Annotated in this window: 17 protein-coding genes; 10 read left to right on the top strand and 7 right to left on the bottom strand. The window is 69.0% G+C overall.

Annotated features, from left to right (window positions below; all coding sequences use genetic code 11):
• Positions 1–2: 2 nt before the first annotated feature.
• Positions 3–839 carry an SDR family oxidoreductase gene (locus ACFWF1_RS23905; RefSeq protein WP_379286459.1) on the bottom strand — a complete coding sequence of 279 codons (837 nt, stop codon included), beginning with the start codon at positions 837–839 and terminating at the stop codon, positions 3–5.
• Positions 836–1,783 carry a patatin-like phospholipase family protein gene (locus ACFWF1_RS23900; protein ID WP_379286460.1) on the bottom strand — a complete coding sequence of 316 codons (948 nt, stop codon included), beginning with the start codon at positions 1,781–1,783 and terminating at the stop codon, positions 836–838. The genes ACFWF1_RS23905 and ACFWF1_RS23900 overlap by 4 nt, the downstream gene beginning before the upstream one ends.
• A gap of 68 nt (positions 1,784–1,851) precedes the next feature.
• Between ACFWF1_RS23900 and ACFWF1_RS23895 the strand changes: the two genes are divergently transcribed.
• The gene (locus ACFWF1_RS23895; RefSeq protein ID WP_379286462.1) at positions 1,852–2,478 is read left to right on the top strand and encodes a TetR/AcrR family transcriptional regulator; all 627 of its coding nucleotides are present in this window, start codon (positions 1,852–1,854) and stop codon (positions 2,476–2,478) included.
• Here the strand turns inward: ACFWF1_RS23895 and ACFWF1_RS23890 are convergent.
• The gene (locus ACFWF1_RS23890; protein WP_150404323.1) at positions 2,468–3,013 is read right to left on the bottom strand and encodes a histidine phosphatase family protein; all 546 of its coding nucleotides are present in this window, start codon (positions 3,011–3,013) and stop codon (positions 2,468–2,470) included. The genes ACFWF1_RS23895 and ACFWF1_RS23890 overlap by 11 nt on opposite strands.
• A gap of 211 nt (positions 3,014–3,224) precedes the next feature.
• Here ACFWF1_RS23890 and ACFWF1_RS23885 point away from each other — a divergent pair, with 211 nt between their 5' ends.
• The 8 genes from ACFWF1_RS23885 (at position 3,225) to ACFWF1_RS23850 (ending at position 13,458) form a co-directional block, all read left to right on the top strand.
• The gene (locus tag ACFWF1_RS23885; protein WP_379286464.1) at positions 3,225–7,775 is read left to right on the top strand and encodes an ATP-dependent helicase; all 4,551 of its coding nucleotides are present in this window, start codon (positions 3,225–3,227) and stop codon (positions 7,773–7,775) included.
• A gap of 42 nt (positions 7,776–7,817) precedes the next feature.
• Positions 7,818–8,600, top strand: coding sequence for a DNA-formamidopyrimidine glycosylase family protein (locus tag ACFWF1_RS23880; protein ID WP_379286466.1), 783 nt, complete (start codon positions 7,818–7,820; stop codon positions 8,598–8,600).
• A 235-nt stretch (positions 8,601–8,835) separates the two neighbouring features.
• Positions 8,836–9,018: a hypothetical protein gene (locus ACFWF1_RS23875; protein WP_357386591.1), complete on the top strand. Its 183-nt coding sequence runs from the start codon at positions 8,836–8,838 to the stop codon at positions 9,016–9,018.
• Positions 9,019–9,072: 54 nt separating this feature from the next.
• Complete coding sequence (gene hpnE, locus ACFWF1_RS23870) at positions 9,073–10,434, top strand: hydroxysqualene dehydroxylase HpnE (RefSeq protein ID WP_379286468.1); 1,362 nt, start codon at positions 9,073–9,075, stop codon at positions 10,432–10,434.
• 86 nt (positions 10,435–10,520) lie between these two features.
• Positions 10,521–11,090 carry a TetR/AcrR family transcriptional regulator gene (locus tag ACFWF1_RS23865; RefSeq protein ID WP_379286613.1) on the top strand — a complete coding sequence of 190 codons (570 nt, stop codon included), beginning with the start codon at positions 10,521–10,523 and terminating at the stop codon, positions 11,088–11,090.
• Positions 11,091–11,182: 92 nt separating this feature from the next.
• Positions 11,183–11,404, top strand: coding sequence for a hypothetical protein (locus ACFWF1_RS23860; protein WP_379286470.1), 222 nt, complete (start codon positions 11,183–11,185; stop codon positions 11,402–11,404).
• Between the two features lie 108 nt (positions 11,405–11,512).
• Positions 11,513–12,187, top strand: a complete 675-nt coding sequence (locus ACFWF1_RS23855; protein WP_379286472.1) for a winged helix-turn-helix domain-containing protein — start codon at positions 11,513–11,515, stop codon at positions 12,185–12,187.
• Between the two features lie 275 nt (positions 12,188–12,462).
• On the top strand, positions 12,463–13,458 hold the full coding sequence (locus ACFWF1_RS23850) for a sensor histidine kinase (protein WP_379322215.1): 996 nt from the start codon (positions 12,463–12,465) through the stop codon (positions 13,456–13,458).
• 8 nt (positions 13,459–13,466) lie between these two features.
• On the opposite strand, the gene ACFWF1_RS23845 is transcribed toward ACFWF1_RS23850, so the two are convergent.
• Positions 13,467–15,233 (bottom strand): glycerol-3-phosphate dehydrogenase/oxidase, encoded by a 1,767-nt coding sequence (locus ACFWF1_RS23845; protein WP_379286473.1) that lies wholly within the window; start codon positions 15,231–15,233, stop codon positions 13,467–13,469.
• Between the two features lie 255 nt (positions 15,234–15,488).
• Here ACFWF1_RS23845 and glpK point away from each other — a divergent pair, with 255 nt between their 5' ends.
• Positions 15,489–16,988, top strand: coding sequence for a glycerol kinase GlpK (gene glpK / locus ACFWF1_RS23840; protein ID WP_379286475.1), 1,500 nt, complete (start codon positions 15,489–15,491; stop codon positions 16,986–16,988).
• Between the two features lie 30 nt (positions 16,989–17,018).
• Here the strand turns inward: glpK and ACFWF1_RS23835 are convergent, their stop codons facing one another.
• The 3 genes from ACFWF1_RS23835 to ACFWF1_RS23825 all read right to left on the bottom strand — a co-directional run bounded on the left by ACFWF1_RS23835 (position 17,019) and on the right by ACFWF1_RS23825 (position 20,476).
• Positions 17,019–18,194, bottom strand: a complete 1,176-nt coding sequence (locus tag ACFWF1_RS23835) for a PLP-dependent aminotransferase family protein (RefSeq protein WP_379286477.1) — start codon at positions 18,192–18,194, stop codon at positions 17,019–17,021.
• A gap of 94 nt (positions 18,195–18,288) precedes the next feature.
• Positions 18,289–19,326, bottom strand: a complete 1,038-nt coding sequence (locus ACFWF1_RS23830; RefSeq protein ID WP_379286479.1) for a hypothetical protein — start codon at positions 19,324–19,326, stop codon at positions 18,289–18,291.
• Positions 19,327–19,405: 79 nt separating this feature from the next.
• A complete protein-coding gene (locus ACFWF1_RS23825) occupies positions 19,406–20,476 on the bottom strand; it encodes a hypothetical protein (RefSeq protein WP_379286480.1) in 1,071 nt (356 codons plus the stop codon).
• Positions 20,477–20,738: the final 262 nt, after the last annotated feature.

Genomic DNA, 20,738 nt, shown 5'->3' with positions numbered 1-20,738 from the left:
GCTCAGCTGATGGAGCGGACCTGGTCTTCGTATTCGGCGCGGGTCTTTTCGTCGGCGGGGTGCAGGGCGCGGTCGCCGTCGATTAGGCGGCGGAACAGGCGGAGGGCGCGTTCCGGGGTGGCGGCGAAGGCTACGTCGATGGGGCCGAGGTAGCCGGGGACGGCTACCTCGCCCTTGCGGGTGGTGACGGTGCGCAGGATGGCGGCGGCGACGTCCTCGGGGTCGACGGTGGGCATGCCGTGACCGAGGGTGAGGCCGGAGGAGAGGCGGGTGCGCACGGCCGAGGGCATGACGCAGCTGACGCTGATGCCCTGCGGGGCGAACTCCAAACGCGTTGCGGCGGAAAGGCCTACGGCGGCGAACTTGCTCGCGTTGTAGACGGCGAGGCCGGGGATGGGGATCTTGCCCGCCAGCGAGGCCACGTTGATGATGTGCCCGTGGCCGCGCTCGATCATGCCGGGCGCGACCGCGCGCATGCCGTGGATGAGGCCCCAGACGTTGATGTCCATGGTGGCCTGGCCGACCACGTCCGGCTCGTCGAGGAACGAACCCGCGGGCATCACGCCGGCATTGTTGACGAGGACGTCGACGTGGCCGAGGTCGGCGATCACCTTGTCCCACTGGCCGCGCGAGCGCACGTCGAGCTCGTAGGACTCGGCTCCGATGGCGGCAGCGGCGGTTTCGGCGGCGACGGTGTCGACGTCGGCGATCACCACCTCGGATCCCTTGGCCGCGAACAGTTCCGCGGTGGACTGGCCGATGCCGCGGCCCGCCCCGGTGATCAGGACGCGCGCGCCCTTCAGGTCGAAGTCGGGGTATCCGTGACCGAGAATTCTCATGCGAAGGCTCCTTGTTCGAGCGCACGGCGGGTGCTGCGCAGACTGTGCTGGAAGGTGTCGAGGCGGCGGCGGCCGTCCATGAAGTTGGGCCCCATCACCGCGAGATCCTCGGCGGTGGCGTCCAGGCGCAGGACCTTGGTTCCGGTCGCGCGCAGCTGGGCGATCTCGGCATCGAGCTTGGCGCTCATGCGGTTTCGCATCTGCCGTTCCAGGAGGTGACCGGCCCCGGTCGCGGGGATCTTCCCGGTCGAGGCCATCGGCGCGAGCACGACGAGTTCGTCGAGCTTTTCCGGGATCAGCAGATCCACCGAGGCGGTCGAACCGGCGCCACCGTCGATGAAGCGGCGTCCGGCAATGGGTACCGGCGGGAACCAGCCGGGCACCGCCCACGACGCGCGCAGGGCCGCACCGAGCGGCGCGGTCGGCGCGTCGAGCGATCCGAACGGAACCCGTTCTCCCGTCGCGTAATCCATGCTGACCAGCCAGGTCGCCGGATGCGTCACCCAGGAACGACCGGGGTTCAACCGCTCGGCCAGCAGCTCCAACCAGCTCGCGTCACCACCACCGACTGGCAACAGCCCACTACCCGCGGTAAGCAGCGCTTGCCCGGACTCGATGCGGCGCAAGGGAAGTCGGAAGGAACCCAATCGCGGCCGCGGTATCGGCGGAAAACGCCCCGGCCCCGACCGCATGTGCGCCAACAGAATCGGATTCGTGGACGTGCCGTTCTGCATGTCGACCAGCTCGTCCACCGAGACGCCGCTGCCGAGCATGGTCACGTACTCCGCCCCCGCGGACGTCCCGATCAGCACGTCGGCCTCGCGCGGATCCCAGTCCAGCGCGTCCCGCACCGCGGCCAGCGCAGCGACGATCCACGCGGCCCCGAGCGTGCCACCGCAACCGATGGCCAGGCCGCGTCGCTGCGACCCGTTGTTGTTACCCATGGTTCCAAACACTAACAGAATTCAAATACCAGTGGTATCCCAAATCTAACGGTACGTAGAATCACGGCATGGCACGACTGACCCGGTCCGAGAGCCAGGCTCGCACCCGCGCTGACCTGATCGCCACGGCACGCGACCTCTTCCTGGCCGACGGCTACGCGAGCACCAGCCTGGAGCGGGTCGCCGAGGAGGCCGGCTACTCCAAGGGCGCGGTCTACTCGAATTTCCGCACCAAGAAGGAGCTCGGCCTCGAGGTGATCGAGCTGATCCACGCGACCAAGTTCGACGAGGTGACCGAGCTGCTCGCGGCGGGCGACAGCTTCGACGAACAGCTCGACCGGTTTCAGGCGTGGGCCGAACGGACCGTCGGCGACGTCGGCTGGACCATGCTCGAATTCGAGTTCGCGACCGTCTCCCGCGACGATCCCGCCCTGCAGGCGGCGCTGGTGTCGAGCCTCGGCGTAGTCCGTGGCGCGGTGGCCGCGCAGGTGCAGACGCTGGCCGACACCATGGGCATCGAGCTGCCGGTGCCCGCCGAGGACGCCGCGACGGGAATCCTCAGCATGGGCATCGGCCTCGGCATGCAGCGCGCCATCGACCCATCGATCCCGGCTCGGCTGATCACCGACGCCGTGCGATTGCTGGTCACCCTCGGCACCGGACCGCTCGCCGCGAAGAGCGCGGTCACGCCGTGAAGTGCAGGGTCCACTCGCCGCGATAGTGCAACCGGGTGACGCTGCCCGGTGGAATGTCGATCCGCCAGAACGATTTCGGCGGCGCGTCCAGGGTCACCAGCAGGGCCGCCCGGATGACGGCCGGATGGGTGACGGCGATGGTCGACTTACCCTCCGACGCGATCTCGGCCATCCAATACCTGGTCCGCTCGATCACATCCACCACGGATTCGCCGCCGTGGCCGCGGAACATCGGGTCGGTGAGCCACGCGTAGAGCTCATCCTGGGGCACCGACATCAGTGCCCCGCCCCGCCAGGCGCCCGCGTCGAGGTCGCGTAGCCGGGTGTCCTCGTCACCGGGCAGCCCTAACAGCGCCGCCGTCTCGACCGTCCTGCGCTCGGGTCCGGTGAGCACCCGGGGTGCGGCGAGCGGCGTGCAGCCGGAGATGGCCCGGCGGCCTGCTTCGGTCAGCGATTCGTCGACTGGAAAACGTGCCTTCCGCATCGCCTCAGTCATGCCATGGCTGACCAGGTCGAGTCTGAGCACCTTTTGCACAGCCGAAGCGTACGGCTATGCGCATACGGCTGTTCCGCCTCTCCGGGAATTCAGGCCAGATTCAGGTGCCGCTGGAGCAGCGTTGGCGGCCGCCGGTATAGGAGGTGGTGGGCTTGGTTCGTCCCCGACGAGTTACCCATGTGCCGGCGAAATCAGCTGTCACCTCTTATTGACGAGATCGGTTGTCGGTGGCCCGGTGCAGACTGATGCCATGGCTCAGTTCTCCACCGCTACCCAGGAGTGGTTCGACGGTGCTTTTCCGGCGCCGACGGCCGCTCAGCTCGGGGCGTGGGAGGCGATCGCCGCGGGTGAGCACACGCTGGTGGTCGCGCCGACCGGGTCGGGGAAGACGTTGTCGGCGTTCCTGTGGGCGATCGATCAGCTGGCCACTCGTGCGAAGGCGACGGAGAAGACCGGGACTTCGGTGCTGTACGTGTCGCCGCTCAAAGCGCTGGCGGTGGACGTGGAGCGCAATCTGCGGGCGCCGCTGGTGGGGGTGACGCAGACCGCCAAGCGGCTCGGGCTGGATCCGCCTGCGATCACGGTGGGGGTCCGGTCCGGGGATACCAGTGCGGCCGATCGGCGATCGATGCAGCGCACGCCGCCGGACATTCTGATCACCACACCCGAGTCGCTGTTCTTGATGCTCACCTCCGCGGCCAAGGAGACGTTGCGGGACGTGGGCACGGTGATCGTGGACGAGGTCCATGCGATCGCCGGTTCGAAGCGTGGCGCGCATCTGGCGTTGTCGCTGGCTCGGTTGGATCTGCTCACCGAACGGCCTGCACAGCGCGTCGGCCTGTCTGCCACGGTCCGACCGCCGGACGAGGTCGGCCGGTTCCTGGTCGGCAACGCGCCGATCACCATCGTCTCGCCGCCCGCGCCGAAGACCTTCGACCTGTCCGTCCGGGTGCCGGTGGCGGATATGACCGAACCCGGTGAGTCCGATCAACCCGGCTCGATCTGGCCGCACGTGGACGAGGCCATCGTGGATCTGGTGCTGGAACACCGGTCTTCGATCGTGTTCGCGAATTCGCGCAGGCTGGCCGAGCGGCTCACCGCGCGGCTCAACGAAACCTATGCGGCGCGGCTCGGCGAACCGGTGGAGACCGAGCACAAGCCGCCCGCACAGCTCGGTGCGTCGACCGAAGTGATCCACGGTGCGGGCCCGCTACTCGCACGGGCGCATCACGGATCCGTCAGCAAGGAGCAGCGCGCGCTCATCGAGGACGATCTGAAGAGCGGGCGGCTGCGCTGCGTGGTCGCGACCAGCAGCCTCGAACTCGGCATCGATATGGGCGCGGTCGATCTGGTGGTGCAGGTGGAGGCGCCGCCGTCGGTGGCGAGCGGGCTGCAGCGGATCGGGCGGGCCGGGCATCAGGTCGGCGAGATATCGCGCGGCGTGCTGTTTCCGAAGCACCGCACCGATGTCATCCACTGCGCGGTGGCGTCGCAGCGGATGACCGCCGGGCAGATCGAGGCGATCCAGATTCCGGCGCATCCGCTGGACATCCTGGCGCAGCAGACGGTGGCGGCGTGCGCGCTGGAATCGATCGATGTCGACGCTTGGTTCGAGATCGTCCGCGGCACCGGAAGCTATGCGGCGCTGCCGCGCTCGGCGTACGAGTCGGTGCTGGACCTCTTGGCCGGACGGTATCCGTCCGACGAGTTCGCCGAGCTGCGACCGCGATTGGTGTGGGATCGGGACGCGGGCACGCTCACCGGAAGACCTGGCGCGCAACGCCTTGCGGTGACCTCGGGCGGCGCGATCCCCGACCGTGGCCTGTTCGCCGTCTACATGGTCGGCGAAAAGGCTTCGCGGGTGGGCGAACTCGACGAGGAAATGGTCTACGAGTCGCGGGTCGGTGATGTGTTCGCACTGGGCGCGACGAGCTGGCGGATCGAGGAGATCACCTTCGACCGGGTGCTGGTGACGCCCGCGTTCGGGCAACCGGGACGGCTGCCCTTCTGGCACGGCGACGGATTGGGCCGTCCCGCCGAACTCGGCGGGGCGCTCGGCGAATTCGTGCGGAAGGCCGGCCAGCATCCGGAGAATCTGGAAAAGCTCACCTCGGCAGCCGGTTTGGATGCGTTCGCGACCGCGAACCTCGGCACCCTGCTCGACGAACAGCGGACCGCGACCGGACACCTGCCCACCGATAAAACGCTGGTGGTGGAGCGGTTCCGGGATGAGCTCGGCGACTGGCGGCTGGTGCTGCACTCGCCGTACGGGCTGCCGGTGCACGCGCCGTGGGCGCTGGCGATCGGGGCCAGGCTGCGCGAACGGTTCGGCGTCGACGCCGCGCCGAACGCCTCCGACGACGGCATCGTGGTGCGCCTGCCCGACACCACCGACGATCCGCCCGGTGCCGAGCTGTTCGTCTTCGAACCCGACGAGATCGACGACATCGTCACCGAACAGGTCGGCGGCTCCTCGCTTTTCGCCTCCCGCTTCCGCGAGTGCGCCGCGCGGGCGCTGCTGCTGCCGCGCCGCGATCCCGGCAAGCGTGCCCCGCTCTGGCAGCAGCGGCAACGGTCGGCGCAGCTGCTGGACGTAGCGCGCAAGTTCCCCGACTTCCCGATCCTGCTGGAGACGGTGCGCGAATGTCTGCGCGACGTCTACGATCTGCCGTCGCTGCGCGTCCTGCTCGGCCGGGTGGCGCGCCGCCAACTGCGCCTGGTCGAGGTGGAGACGGCCACGCCGTCACCGTTCGCCAACGCTCTGCTGTTCGATTACATCGGGCAGTTCATGTACGACGGCGACAGTCCGCTGGCCGAACGCCGTGCGGCCGCACTATCGCTCGACTCGAGCCTGCTCGCCGAACTACTCGGACGGGTGGAACTACGCGAGCTACTCGACGCCTCGGTCCTCGAGCAGACCGAACGGGAACTGCAGCGGCTCACCCCGGAACGCCAGGCCCGCGACGCCGAAGGACTCGCCGACCTGCTGCGGCTGCTCGGACCGCTCACCGCCGCCGAGGCCGCCGAACGCTGTGTCGACGACCCGACCGAGTGGGGTGCCGAGCTGGTGAAATCACGCCGGGCCCTGGAGGTTACCTTCGCGGGCCGCAGCTGGTGGGTGGCCGTGGAGGACGCCTCCCGGCTGCGCGACGCGCTCGGCGTGCCCCTGCCGATCGGTACACCCGCCGCCTTCATCGAACCCGTCGCCGATCCGCTCGGCGATCTGGTCGGCCGGTTCGCCCGAACGCACGGTCCGTTCAGCACCGAGGCAGTGGCTGCCCGCTTCGGCCTCGGCCCGGCCGTCGTCGCCACCGCGCTGCATCAACTGATCACCGAAAAACGCATCGTGGAGGGCGAATTCACGCCGGGTGCGGCCGGCTCGGAATGGTGCGACGCACAGGTGCTTCGCCGACTGCGCCGCCGCTCGCTGGCCGCCGCCCGGCACGAGGTCGAGCCGGTCTCGACGGCCACCCTCGGCCGCTTCCTCCCGGCCTGGCAACACATCGGGACCGGCGAGCTGCGCGGCGTCGACGGTGTCGCCACCGTGGTGGAACAGCTTGCGGGCGTACCGATCCCGGCCTCGGCCTGGGAGTCGCTCGTCCTGCCCGCCCGGGTCCGCGACTACTCCCCCGCCATGCTCGACGAGCTGATGGCCACCGGCGAGGTCCTCTGGTCCGGCCACGGCTCGATCACCGCCAAGGACGGCTGGGTCGCGCTGCACCTGACCGACCAGGCCCCCTTCACCCTGGCACCGCCCGACGACATCGAACTGTCCGAGGTGCAGCTGCGCCTGCTCACCGCTATGGGCGCATCCCTCGCGCCGCCAACGGCCGCTACCGAGACTTCTAACCCGACACCGGTGCCGTACGGCGGCGGCGCGTATTTCTTCCGGCAGCTGTCCGATGCGACCGGGCTACTCGACGACACCCAGGCCTCGGCGGCGCTGTGGGAATTGGTCTGGGCCGGAATGGTTTCGGGCGATACCTTCGCGCCGGTGCGGGCCATGCTGTCGGGTACCGCGCGGAGCACCACCGCCCATCGGACGCCGCGCCGGGCGCCGCGCGGGCGGGCTTACCTACCGCGCCCGAGCATGCCGACCCGGTCCGGCCCGCCCGCGGTGGCGGGGCGCTGGTCGCTGCTGCCGGAGCGGGTGTCGGACAACACCGTTCGGGCGCATGCGACCGCGGACATGCTGCTGGAAAGATATGGCGTGCTGACGCGCGGCTCGGTGCAGAACGAGGGCGTGCCCGGCGGTTTCGCGCTGATGTATCGCGTGCTCACCGAGTTCGAGGACCGGGGCCGTTGCCGCCGTGGGTATTTCATCGATTCGCTCGGTGGCGCCCAGTTCTCCACCACCGACGTGGTGGATCGACTGCGGTCGTTCGATATCGAGCGCAGCCGCCCCGGCGAGACGCGGCCGCAGACCGGCAAGGCCCTCGCGCTGGCGGCGTGCGATCCGGCCAATCCCTATGGCGCCGCGTTGAGCTGGCCGAAAGGCGATGGCGAGAGCGGGCATCGCCCCGGTCGAAAAGCCGGCGCGCTGGTCGTTCTCGTCGACGGCGACCTGGTGCTCTACCTCGAACGCGGCGGCAAGACGCTGCTCACCTTCACCGAGGACCCGAACGCCCGCCAGTCCGCCGCCCAAGCCTTGGCCGACCTGGTGCGCAGCCGCCGGGTCGACTCCCTCGTCATCGACCGGGTCGACGGAGAAACCGTGCACGGCAACACCTTCGCGGGCTTCCTCAGCGAGGCGGGCTTCGCCACCACGCCCCGCGGCCTGCGCCTGCGGAGCCGCCCATGAGCCGGCGCATCCCGCACGACGCCACGAACCTCGGGCGGTGGCATGCCCGAGGGTGACACCGTCTACCTGACCGCGGCGCGACTGCGCGCGGCATTGGCCGGTAAGACGTTGACCGGCAGCGACTTCCGGGTGCCGCGCTATGCGACCGTCGATCTGCGAGACCAGGTCGTGGAGAGCGTCGGCAGCTACGGGAAGCATCTGTTCATTCGGACGCCGACGGTGAGCATTCACACGCACCTCAAGATGGAGGGCACCTGGCGGGTCTTCCACTGCGGGCAACGCTGGACGAAGCCGCGCGTGACGGCCCGGCTGGTGCTGCGCACGGATGAGGTCGAGGCCGTGGGGTTTTCGCTCGGCAAGGTGGAGGTGCTGCGCGTCGCCGACGAGCACACCGTCATCGATCACCTCGGACCCGACCTGCTCGGTCCGGATTGGGATGCGGAAGAGGCGGTCCGGCGACTGGAGCGCTACCCGGACCAGCCGATCGGCATCGCGCTGCTGGATCAACGGAACCTGGCCGGCATCGGCAATGTCTATCGAAGCGAGGTCTGCTTCCTGCGCCGCGTCCACCCGACCACCCCGGTCGCCCAGGTGCCCGACCTGCTCGCGCTGGTGAACGAGGCGCATCGGATCCTGGCGGAGTCCGTGCGGAAACCACCCCGGCGCGAGCTCGTCTACGGCAAGACTCGCCGTTCCTGCCAGCGCTGTGGCACACCCATCGCGTCACAACTGCTCGGCGATCCCGCACCCGCGTCCGACCGCATCGCCTACCGCGAACGCGGCATCTACTTCTGCCCCCGCTGCCAGCCGCTCCCGGGCCGCTGAGCGCGCGGCCGCGGACGTGCGTGCGGCACCGCACAAATCTGATCGCGGAAAGTCCGACTTCGGACCAAGCCCATTGGTTCGCCGCACCGAATCAACTGTGCAACCGAACCAACCGCTCGGCGTGCCCACCGGCTATTACCCGTCCACCACTGTAATTTGCCACTCAGTTGCTAATGATCGGCGCGCTCGGCACGACTACATCCGTGGCAGTCACGACACAGCACAGGAGCAGGCCATGACGACGGTATCGAGATCGGGCAGACGCATGCTCCTCGCGATCGCCACCCGCCTCTTCTTCGCCGCACTGGCCACCATGGCCACCGTGCTCTTCAGTTACCTACTGCTGCATCCGAATTCGAATGCCCAGACACCGCAGGCGCCGCACCCGGCGATCTCCTCGGTGTCGCCGCGCCCTTGACGGAGTGACTCCTCCCGCTTAACTTACAACATGTAAGTTGATGAGGAGCGCGGCATGAACGATCCCCGGCGGTACGTGGTCATCGGCGGCGGACTGGCCGGCCTCGCGGCCGCGGTCTGGCTGGCCGAAGCGGGCAAGCAGGTCACCCTGCTGGAACGCCGCGGCCGACTCGGCGGCCGCACGCACGCCATGCGGGTCGACGTGGTCGACGACCTCCCGGACAACGGCCAGCACGTGATCGCCAGCGGCTACGAGCACCTCTTCCGATATCTCACCAGCGTCGGCACCCGGCATTACGTCGCCTTCCCGCAGCACGCCACGCTGCGCTGGCCCGACGGCCGCAGCGCCACCATGAGCACGAAGGGCTTCGGCGCGCTGCGCACCCTGGCCGGCGCGCACCCCGACGCCAATCCGCTCGAACGGGTCCGCGCCGCCGTCGCCACCCTCCGGCTCGGCTGGCAATGCCTGCACCAGCCTGCCGACCTACCCGACCTGACCACCGAGCAGTGGTTCAACCGCATCGGCATGCCGGCGAAAGCCCGTGAGGCCCTGTGGGATTGGCTGGCTCTCGGCGTCGCGGCCGAACCGGTGCAGCAGGAGTCGGCGAAGGTGCTCGCCGACGTGATGGCCACCGGCATCCGGCTCGGCATCAAACACCGGCGCCCCGCCACCATCGGCTATCCCACCACCGACCTGGACACGCTCTACGTCACCGGCGCGCTGAAAGTCTTTGCCCGGCACGGGGTCACGGTGCGGCATCGCGCGGTGGCCCGCCGGATCAACATCTTCGACGGCCGGGTCACCGGGGTGGCGCTGGCCGACGGCACCACCGTCCCCGCGGACGCGGTGGTGTGTGCCGTGCCCAACTCCAACGTCAACGGCCTGCTCGACGATCTGCCCGAGCACGCCGAAATCTACGCCGCCGCAGACAAACTGGGCTACACGCCGATCGTCAGCACCAACCTGTACCTGGATCGCCCGCTGGGCACCACGGCCGAATTCGAGGCACTCATCGGCGGCACCGGCGTGATCGACGAGGTCTTCGACCGCCAGCGGATGACCGGCCGTAAGACCGATCGGGCCTGGCTGTACTGCCTGACCACCAGCGGCGCCTACGAACAGATCCACAAGACCACCGAGGAGATCGTGGCCGAGCAGCTGGCACTGCTGCGCCGCTACTACCCCGCCGCCAAGGCCGCGAAGGTGCTTCAGGGACACGTGGTTCGGATGCCGAAGGCGACGTTCTCGCAGGTGGTCGGCACGCACGCGTTGCGCCCCGACCAGCGCACCTCGGTGCCGACGCTGGTGCTCGCGGGCGACTGGACCGCCACCGACTGGTCCGCGACCATGGAAAGCGCAGTACAGAGCGCGGCCAGGGCGGTCGATCTGCTGCTTGCGCTACCGTCGGTGCGGTGAGCACGGATCGCGCCACGTCCGAGTACGTCGCCCAGCCCTTGCCGGACCAGCCACCGCCCACCGACCAGCCGACGCCCAAGCGCCGGATGTCGGCGGCCGACCGGCGGGCGCAGCTACTGGACGTCGCGCGCGACATCGTGGCCGCCGACGGTTTCGGCGCGGTCAGCATCGACCGGGTGGCGCGCGAATCCCAGGTCGCGCGAGCCCTGGTGTATCAGCAGTTCACCGACCTGTCCGGGCTGATGACCGCGCTGCTGGACCGGGAATCGGCGATCGCGCTGGCCGGGGTGGGCAGCGTCGACTGGTCGGAAACCGTCGACGTCGATCAGGTCGGTCGCGGCATCCTCGCCTATCTGCATGCCGCGCCGACCAGTTGGCGGATCATCCTCAGCCCACCCGACGGCGGCCCGCCCGGCCTGTGCGACCGGCTCGAGCACGGCCGGGCCTACGCGCGGGCGATCGGCGCCCGACACCTGTCCCGCTATGCCGGCGTCACGGTCGACCCCGACGGGCCGACCGAGCGAATCCTGCTGGCCGCGCTGGAGGAACTGGCCCGGCTGCATCTCACCGATCCGGCGAAACATCCGGACGAGATGGTGCTGCGCTATATCCGTTCGCTGGTCGGCTGGGCGATGCGGCTGGAAGCACCTCGCTGAGCTGCGGCGTCGCCCGCCTCACGAAAATCTCACGGACAGCTTGGTTTTCTTTCTCCAGGCGCGGATCCCGCGCCGGGGAGAGAGGAAAACACATGAAGATCAGCACCTTGCTCGCGGCCGTCGCGCTCTCGGCAGGCCTCGTCGCCGGAGGGTCGGCGGTGGCCAACGCGGAGACGATCTACGTCGGCACCTACGGCACCGAGGCGGCCTGCCGGGCGGACGGCTTGAACGCCCCCGCGCACCCGGACTGGAAGTGGTGGCAGTGCCAGCAGACCCCCGCCGGCGATTGGGATCTGTACTACTCCAGCAACTGATCACAACACCTGTGCCGGACCGCCATCCGGCCTGCGCCGATCCGTCATCCCCGCGGTCGCCCGGGATGACGGATCGGCTTGGTCTGAAATGACCTATTCTCTGATCTCGTGCGGGTACTGGTGGTCGAGGACGATGAAGGTCTTGGCAATGAAGTCGTCGCCGGGCTGCGCTCGGCGGGCTTCGCCGTCGATCTGGCCTACCGTCTCGCGGATGCCGACCTGAAGATCGCCGTCAACACCTACGACGTCCTCGTCGTCGACCGCGGCCTGCCCGACGGTGACGGCCTGCACCTGGTCGCCGCGCAACGCGCCGCGGGCCAGCGGGTGCCGGTGCTGATGCTCACCGCCCGCGACGGGCTGGCCGACCGCATCGCCGGTTTCGAGCACGGCGCCGACGACTACCTCGTCAAGCCGTTCGCGCTGCCCGAACTCGCCGCCAGGGTGCGCGCGCTGAGCCGCCGCCGCGAACATCCGGCGCCCGCCCGTCTGGTGCTCGGCGATATCGACATCGACCTGCCCCGCCGCCGCGTCCAGCGCGCCGGCATTCTGCGCTCACTGACCCCGAAGGAATTCGCCGTGCTCGAACTGCTCGCCACCCGCGCGGGCAGTGTGGTCTCCCGCAGCGAACTCATCGAGTGCTGCTGGGACGAGATGGCCGAGCCCGCATCGAATGTCGTCGACGCCGTGATCGCCCAGCTGCGCCGCAAACTCGGGCCGCCGCAGGTGATCGAGACCGTGCGCGGCACCGGCTTCATGATCGGAAGTGCCCCATTCGCACCCTGATTTCCACCTCCGACGCCCGGCCCGCCGCGGCCAGGCTGCGCCGCACCCGCAGGCAGCTGACCGCACTGATCACCGTCATCACCGCGACCTGCCTGATCATCCTCGGCGTCCTCGCGGCGACCATCGACGCGCGCTCGCGCCACCATGCCGTCGACGACGCGCTGGACCGGGTGGTGACCGGACTGTGGCGCACCATCGACCTCGACCCGGACGACCAGGTGATCAACCTCGACCTGGTCGAGAAGGACGACCTGGCCAACGGCGAGACCGCGGTCATGATCGTCACCAACGACGGCAACGGGCACTGGCGCGAGATCTACGGGCACCTGCGTTCCTGGCTGCCGCCGAACAATGGCGCCGAGGCGTTGGCCGACGATGCCGTGCGCGCGCAGGGAATCGTCTTCCAGGACGGGTACGACGGCGTAGGCCGTCCGGTGCGGCTGGCGGCAACGCCGCTTTTCTGGGATGACACCAAAACCCAGGCGGTCGTGGTCGCCGGCACGAATCCGGGACTGATGGATCGCGATCGGGCGCTGCTGCTGTGGGCGCTCGTCGTCGGCGGTCTTACCCTGGTTACCCTGTCCGCCCTTGCGGCACACGCGCTTTCGGGCCGCAGCATGCGTCAGGCGCTGGTGCTGGTCGAGGAGCAGGAACGGTTCCTCGGCGATGCCGCGCACGAATTGCGCACGCCGCTGACCACTTTGGGGTTGGTCACCACGCCGCGGCGGCGCAATCCGCACGAGGTGGAGCGCGCGCTGGCCGAGGCGGGCGAGCTGGGGACCCGGATGGAGCGGATCGTGGCGGGTCTGCTCGCGCGGGCCCGAATGCAGGCGGGGGTGACGACGATGGAGCGAGTGCAGTTGCTGCTCGATCAGCTCACCGAGTCGGTTGCCGAGGAATTCAAGGCCGATGTCGTTGTGCACGGCAGCCCTACGGTGGTCGTCGGCGACCCGAACCTGCTGAGCCTGGCGGTGCGCAATCTGATCGAGAATGCGATCACGCACGGTGCGGTCAATCCCGGTGCGCCGGTGGAAGTGTTCGTCGCGGAGGGACGCGTCAGCGTGCGCGATCACGGCGCGGGGCTGCACCCGCAGATATCGAGCAATCCGTTCCAGCGCGGCGTCACCGGCGGACGCGGCAGCGGCATCGGGCTGGCACTGGTGGCGTGGATCGCCGAACTACACGGCGGCACCGCGACTATGGAACCGGCACCGGGCGGCGGCACCATCGCGACCATCGCGCTACCGCCGCCCACGCTCGGGCTCTCCTGAGTTCGGAACTACCGGTTCGCCTGGCGCACTTCCTTGTTCACCACGCCGTCCGCCGGGACCGGCTCCAGAATCTCGGGACGAGGCTCGGGCGCCGCGATGCGCAGCGCGTCGGCGGAGTCGTCGTCGGGTTGGGTCTGCGAACGGATCTCCGCCTCGACGCGGGCGCGGTAAGTCGTTACCTCACGCTCGATTTCGGCGTCGTCCCAGCCGAGGACCGGCGCGACGAGCTGAGCCACCTGCTCGGCGCAGTCGGCACCGCGGTCCGGGTACTCGATGGAGATCCGGGTGCGGCGGGCCAGGATGTCGTCCAGGTGCAGCGCGCCCTCGGCGGCGGCCGCGTACACGGCCTCCACCTGCAGGTACGACGGCGCCGCGGTAATGGGTTGCAGCAGTTCGGGTTTGCCGTCCGCCAGCGCCATCACCTCGTCGATCAGCGCGCCGTATCGATCGAGCAGGTGCTTGATCCGGTACGGGTGCACGCTGTACGCGTCGGCCAGCTGCACCGTCTGATTGACCAGCGCGAAGTAGCCGTCGGCGCCGAGCAGCGGCACCTTCTCGGTGATCGACGGCGAAACGCGGGCCGGAATGTCTTGCGCCGCTTCGTCGACGGCGTCATAGGCCATCACGCGATAGGTGGTGTACTTACCGCCTGCGATGCTGACCAGGCCGGGCGCGACCCTGGCGACGGCATGTTCGCGGGACAGCTTGGAGGTCTCGTCGCTCTCCCCCGCCAGCAGCGGTCGCAGACCCGCGTAGACGCCGTCGATGTCGTCGTGGGTGAGCGGGGTGACCAGCACGTCGTTGACCCGGTCCAGCAGATAGTCGATGTCGGCCTTGGTGGCCGCCGGGTGCGCGAGGTCGAGGTTCCAGTCGGTGTCGGTGGTGCCGATGATCCAGTGGGTGCCCCACGGGATGACGAACAGCACCGAGGTCGGCGTGCGCAGGATGATCGCCGCGTCGCTGACGATGCGATCGCGCGGCACCACGATGTGCACACCCTTGGACGCCCGGACGTGGAAGCGGCCGCGCTGGTGGGCCAGTGCCTGCACCTCGTCGGTCCACACGCCGGTCGAGTTGATCACCACGTGCGCGCGGATGTCGGCGGTGCGGCCGTCCTCGCTGTCGCGCACCTGCACGCCGACCACCCGGTCCGCCTCGCGCAGGAAGCCGACCACCTGGGTGGAGGTGCGGATCACCGCGCCATAGTGGGCGGCGGTGCGGGCGACCGTCATGGTGTGCCTGGCGTCGTCGACGACCGTGTCGTAGTAGCTGATGCCGCCGATCAGCGCGCTGCGCTTCAGGCCGGGGGCCAGCCGAAGTGCACCCATCCTGGACAGATGCCGTTGGCCGGGAACGGATTTGGCGCCCCCCATGGTGTCGTAGAGCATCAGCCCGGCCGCGACGTACGGGCGCTCCCACGCGCGGTGGGTGAGCGGGTAGAGGAAGCGCAGCGGTTTGACCAGGTGCGGCGCCAGCGCGGACATCGCGAGCTCGCGCTCCTTCAGCGCCTCGCGGACCAGCCCGAACTCCAGCTGCTCCAGATAGCGCAGGCCGCCGTGGAACATCTTCGACGACCGGCTCGACGTGCCGGAGGCGAGGTCACGGGCCTCGACCAGCGCGACCTTCAGCCCGCGGGTGGCCGCGTCGAGCGCGATACCCGAGCCGACCACGCCGCCGCCGATGACGACCACATCGAAGTGGTCCTTGCCGAACCGCTCCCAGGCCGCCCGGCGCTGCTCCGGACCGAGGAACTGGGATTCCGGTTTCTTGGTCATGCTCGACTCCTCCAGCCGCGTATCGACGACGTAGTGGTCATATTCGGGCATTCGATCGAGCTGTTCTTGCTACAGGCTATGCCAGTGGCCGCGGATCTCTTCGATCACGGCGTCGCTCGTGTCGTCCAGCACTACCCGTCGGTAACCACTACCCGACCCTAATCCAGCGGCGCGCGGACGGCGATGTGATCCGCGACAGGACCCGCGAACGCCGCAATCGGACACAGCGCGCCGTCTGTTTAGTAACCTGCACGAATGCGTCGCTATGTGGCCGCCATCGACCAGGGCACGACTTCGAGTCGCTGCATCGTCTTCGATCGGCAGGGGCGCGTCGTCGGCGTGGCCCAGCGGGAACACGAACAGATCTTTCCACGCCGGGGCTGGGTCGAGCACGACGCCGAAACCATCTGGAAAAACACCGAATTCGTGCTCGGTGAGGTGCTGAAGCAGCACAAGCTCAGCAGCGACGACATCGCGGCGGTCGGCGTCACCAACCAGCGCGAGACCACGGTGGTGTGGGATCGCGCCAGCGGCAAGCCGATTCACCACGCCATCGTCTGGCAGGACACCCGCACCGACCGGCTGACCACCGAGCTCGGCGGCGATATCGGGCCGACCCGCTACCAGGAGCGCACCGGGCTGCCGCTGTCCACCTACTTCGCCGGGCCGAAGCTGCGCTGGATCCTGGACAACGTCGACGGTGCGCGCAAGCGGGCCGAGGCGGGTGAGCTGTGTTTCGGCACCATGGACAGCTGGGTGCTGTGGAACCTCACCGGTGAGCACATCACCGACGTCACCAACGCCTCGCGCACCATGTTGATGGATCTGAATACCCGGCAATGGGATTCGGAGATCTGCGCGGAGTTCGGGGTGCCGGAGTCGCTGCTGCCCGAAATCCGTAGCTCCTCCGAGGTTTACGCGGAGATCAGCTCCGGTCCGCTGAAAGGCATCCCGGTCGCGGGCATCCTCGGCGACCAGCAGGCCGCCACCTTCGGCCAGGCCTGCCTGATCCCCGGTGAGGCCAAGAACACTTACGGCACCGGCAATTTCATGCTGCTCAATACCGGCACCACGCCCGTGGTCAGCAAGCACGGCCTGCTCACCACCGTCTGCTATCAGCTCGGCGACGAGCCCGCCGTGTACGCGCTGGAGGGCTCGATCGCGGTGACCGGCTCACTGGTGCAATGGTTCCGGGACAACCTGGGCATCATCTCCTCGGCGGACGAGATCGAGCCGCTGGCCCGCAGCGTCGAGGACAACGGCGGCGCCTACTTCGTGCCCGCGTTCTCCGGGCTGTTCGCACCGCGCTGGCGGCCGGACGCGCGCGGCGTCATCGCCGGGCTCACCCGGTTCGTGAACAAGGCCCACCTGGCGCGAGCGATCTTGGAGTCCACCGCTTTTCAGACCCGTGAGGTGGTCGACGCGATGCGCGCCGACGCCGAATCCGAGCACCTCGACCTGGAACTGACCACCCTGAAGGTGGACGGCGGCATGGTCGGCAACGACCTGCTCATGCAGTTCCAGTCCGACATCCTCGACGTGCCCGTGGTGCGCCCGGTCGTCAACGAGACCACCGCGCTCGGCGCCGCCTACGCCGCGGGCCTGGCGGTCGGCTACTGGTCCGGCACCGACGACATCCGGGAGAACTGGGCCGCCGACAAGACCTGGGAGCCAACGATGTCCGCCGAGGATCGCGACGAACACCTGAGGTCGTGGAACAAGGCTGTCGAACGCACCTACGACTGGGCCGACTGACCGACACCGGCATGCCGCGTGGCGGATCGACTATTCGGCGGCGCGGGCCAAGCGCCGCACGGCCTCGGCCAGGGTGTCGGCGTCAGAAGTCGTGAAGCACATGCGCATCGAGTTGCGGTAGCCGCCGTCGACGGCGAACGCGGAGCCCGGCACGTAGGCGACACCGGCCTCGAGGGCACGCGGTAGCAGGGCCTGCGTGTCGGTGCCGTCGGTGAAGTCGGCCCAGACGAACATGCCGCCGGTCGCATCGGTGCAGTGCACGCGGTCGCCGAACCGGGTGCGCACCGCGTGAACCAGGGACTTGGCGCGGGTGCCGTAGACGGTGCGCACGTTGTCGACCTGCGCGGTCAGCCAGGCCTCGTCGGCGAGCAGGTCGGCGGCGATCTGATGGGTCAACGCCGAACCACAAAGGTCAGCACCCTGTTTCAGCAGTTCCACCGCGCGGCACACCGGGTCCGGCGCGACCAGCCAGCCGACGCGCAGCGCGGGCGCCAGGATCTTCGAGGCACTCGACAGCCGAATCACGTTGCGGGAGTATGTCGCCACCGGCGCGGGCGCGGGCGTGTCGAACCACAGCTCGCCGTACGGATCGTCCTCGATCACCCAGAAGCCGTGCGCGTCAGCGAGTTCGGCGAGATGGGCGCGGCGTTGCGGGCTCATCGTCACGCCGCCCGGATTGTGGAAGTTGCTCACCGTGTGCACCACGGCCGGGCGTTCCCCGCGAGCCAGCAGATCCGCGAGCACATCGGTGCGCATGCCCTCGGCGTCCAGCGGCACCGCGACGATCCGCGCACCGGCGGCCCGAAAGACCTGCAGCGCACCGACATACGCCGGATCCTCGACGACGACCAACGCACCGGGATCGAGCAACACCTCGGCAAGCAGCGAAAGCGCCTGCTGCGAGCCATGAGTCACGAAGACCTCGTCGATGTCCACCGTCCGGCCGAGCCGAGCCGATTCGCGTTCGGTGAGCACCGCGCGCAGCGGCCGCCAGCCGGGCGACTCGGTGTATTGCAGGCAGCCCGCGCTGCTCAGTGCCGCGTCCGCCGCGGCGGCGATCCGCTCGCGCGGCATCAGTTCCGCGTCGGGTAACCCGCCGGCCAGGCCGATGATCTCGGCGCGCGTGGTGAGCTTCAGCAGGTCACGAATCGCCGAGCTCTGCAAACCGCCGAGCTTGGCCGCGAGCGGTGGGATGGTCGGCGACAAGGGAACCTCCGAACGGACGCCACAATATGCGAAAGTCTACTTTCGCATATCGCCGACCATTATATGAAACACTATTCCCAAATACTGAGAATAGTTACAGCTCCCTCGGCTTGATCGAGTAGACGAGCACCTTTCCGTCCCGGACCACGGTGGTGATGACCTGGTGATAGATGGTCTCCGTGCCGTCCGGCTTGCGCTGCGTCAGGTCCACGTTGAACGTGTCGCCTGCCACTTCGGCGATCCGCAGGCAGTGCGTGGTGCCGGTCGGAACCTCGTTGTCGATGCCGTGCTGGATGACATCGGCCGGCGACACGTTCTCCGCGTCGGGCGCGACGAAGCGCCGGGCCCGCTCGCCGCTGCGCTCGACGTAGAAGGCGTACTGGAAACCGAGGATCGCATTCGCCCCACTGGTGGTGTCGCCATTGCCGTTGCCGATGGTCACTTTGCCGGTCTTGTCGGCCGGGCAGCTCTTCCCCGCACTGCTGCTCGCGGCGGGCGGGGCCGAGTTTTCGCTGCCATTGCCCTTGGACACCATGATGACGGTCACCGTCAGTCCGATCAGGATGACGACCGCCAGCAGGCCTGCGAGCACGTTGCGGCTGGCGTGCCCGCCGGATTTCTTCGGCGGGGGCGGCGGCGCGGCCGGGGTGGCCGGCGCCAGCATCTTCGCGATCGGATCATCCGACCAGGACAGGCTCGGCGAGGTCAGCGGCGGCGGCTTCGGCACGCTGCCCGTGTCGGTCGGGCGGGTCCACCACGAGTCCTTGTCGGGATCCGCGGCCTGCTCCCGATCGACGGGCGGCAGTCGCGGCGGCACCGGCGGCGGAGTCGGCCGCGGCTCGGGGAACGAGGTCGAGTCCGGCGCCCGATACTGCGGGGGCGGCGGCGGGGTCGTCCCGGCATCGGCGGGCCGCCAGACCAGCTCGGGATGCTCGCCCGTCTGCTCGGTCACCTGCCAGTGCGGGCCGGTATCGCCCATCGGCGGGCCGAATTCCGAGACCGGCGGACCGAATTCCGAGACGGGAGGTCCGAATTCTGAGACAGGCGGGCCGAATTCGCCCACCGGGGGTCCGAAATCCGACGCGGACTGGTCGTCGGATTCCTTCTCCGTCGGATCACCCTCGGAGGTCACACCCAATCCTTTCCCCAAGACACACGTATGGGGCGGTCGCGAACGACCGCCCCACCCGTCGAATCAGCCCCAGTCAGTCTCAGTACTGGAGTGAACCACCCCACTGGGTGGTGACACCACCCACGTCGGCCGTTTGCGGAGCCAGATCGCCCGGCTGCAGCGGAAGTTTAACCTGCGCGGCCGCTTCGAGTGCCGCGGCACCGCCCGGCTGCTCCTTGATCCAGTCCTCGACGGCCGCCTTGGCCAGGTTGGCCTGGGTGGTGTCGAAGACGGAGATCGTCTTGTTGTCGGCGAGGCCGACGCCACCGGTGTAGGTGGTGACCTTGACGGTGTTGGCGTCGACGTATTCGACCGACACACCGGCCTCACCGGCACCGGCCGGGGTGCGGTACCCGATGGTGCCGACGTAACCCGACTCGTTGTTGAAGTGGTGCGTGTTGGCCACGTAACCCGGCAGCAGCGAGCCGCCGTCGACGTTCGCACCGATCTCCTGGTGCGGACCGGTCATCTCGACGACCGGGGCGGGCGGCGCGGCCTGCAGCTGCGGGGACTGCCAGCGCGGCTGCTGCTGCGGCTGGACCAGCGTCTCCGGCTGCTGGGCCTGCGCGTTCTCGTCGCCCGGGGTCTTCGGGGTGGTCTGCGTGCCCGGCGCGGCCGGCGTACCCGGCTGCTGCGGGGTGGCGGTACCCGGCTGGGCCGGCTTCTGGTCACCCGGCGGCGTATTCGGCACGACCGCGGGCTGCGGCTGATCCGACTGACCCGGCACCGGCAGCGGCGCGACGCGCGGGGTGGTGACACCCGGCTGCGTCGGCTGGGCCAGCTTCGGATCCTTGTTCGGATTCGGCATGACCGGGTCCGGCGTATTGACGCCGGGCTGACCCGGCGTGGTGACGCCAGGCTGGGTCGGCGTCTGCGGATTGGCCGGCTTGTTCGGATCCGGCTTGGCGGTTTCCGGACTCGGCGGTGCCTCGTTCGTCCCCGGCTGCACCGGAGCTGGGCTCGGCGGCGCGGTGGTGGGTGGAATGCTCGGATCGGTAGGAGCGGCCCCCGCCGGCGCTGCCAAGAGAGAGGCCACGGCGGCCGCGGCAGCCAGTGGCAACGAGGTGCTCGCCATCGCTCGCTGCGCCCGACTCGGCTTACGATGTTTCACTTTTCGTTTCCCTTTCCCGGGTGTGACCTGGAGTTCAGTCACACTCAGTTGTCTCTGACGAGACGCCCGGTCGTCGAACGACGCGAAGGTCATTCGACGTGTCGACTGGGAAAAGAGCCATCCCCCCGAACACCGAACCACGCGACCGCCCGCCGATCGCATCTCTGCGGGAAGTGAACCATATGTAGACCTGATGAGCAATGTGAATCAAAACTTCAGGCTGCACGAACGGCGCTGAACCGCAAGACCATTCAACCCAGGT

It is taken from the genome of Nocardia sp. NPDC060255 (assembly GCF_042727395.1).
In the GTDB taxonomy this organism is placed as follows: domain Bacteria; phylum Actinomycetota; class Actinomycetes; order Mycobacteriales; family Mycobacteriaceae; genus Nocardia.
This window is presented reverse-complemented; position numbering and strand designations above follow the sequence as displayed.

Excerpts from the sequence above, each read along its gene's own strand:
- ACFWF1_RS23905 (WP_379286459.1), bottom strand. The coding sequence starts at position 839 with ATGAGAATTCTCGGTCACGGATACCCCGACTTCGACCTGAAGGGCGCG.
- ACFWF1_RS23900 (WP_379286460.1), bottom strand. The coding sequence starts at position 1,783 with ATGGGTAACAACAACGGGTCGCAGCGACGCGGCCTGGCCATCGGTTGC.
- ACFWF1_RS23895 (WP_379286462.1), top strand. The coding sequence starts at position 1,852 with ATGGCACGACTGACCCGGTCCGAGAGCCAGGCTCGCACCCGCGCTGAC.
- ACFWF1_RS23885 (WP_379286464.1), top strand. The coding sequence starts at position 3,225 with ATGGCTCAGTTCTCCACCGCTACCCAGGAGTGGTTCGACGGTGCTTTT.
- ACFWF1_RS23880 (WP_379286466.1), top strand. The coding sequence starts at position 7,818 with ATGCCCGAGGGTGACACCGTCTACCTGACCGCGGCGCGACTGCGCGCG.
- ACFWF1_RS23875 (WP_357386591.1), top strand. The coding sequence starts at position 8,836 with ATGACGACGGTATCGAGATCGGGCAGACGCATGCTCCTCGCGATCGCC.
- hpnE (WP_379286468.1), top strand. The coding sequence starts at position 9,073 with ATGAACGATCCCCGGCGGTACGTGGTCATCGGCGGCGGACTGGCCGGC.
- ACFWF1_RS23865 (WP_379286613.1), top strand. The coding sequence starts at position 10,521 with ATGTCGGCGGCCGACCGGCGGGCGCAGCTACTGGACGTCGCGCGCGAC.
- ACFWF1_RS23860 (WP_379286470.1), top strand. The coding sequence starts at position 11,183 with ATGAAGATCAGCACCTTGCTCGCGGCCGTCGCGCTCTCGGCAGGCCTC.
- ACFWF1_RS23850 (WP_379322215.1), top strand. The coding sequence starts at position 12,463 with ATGATCGTCACCAACGACGGCAACGGGCACTGGCGCGAGATCTACGGG.
- ACFWF1_RS23845 (WP_379286473.1), bottom strand. The coding sequence starts at position 15,233 with ATGACCAAGAAACCGGAATCCCAGTTCCTCGGTCCGGAGCAGCGCCGG.
- glpK (WP_379286475.1), top strand. The coding sequence starts at position 15,489 with ATGCGTCGCTATGTGGCCGCCATCGACCAGGGCACGACTTCGAGTCGC.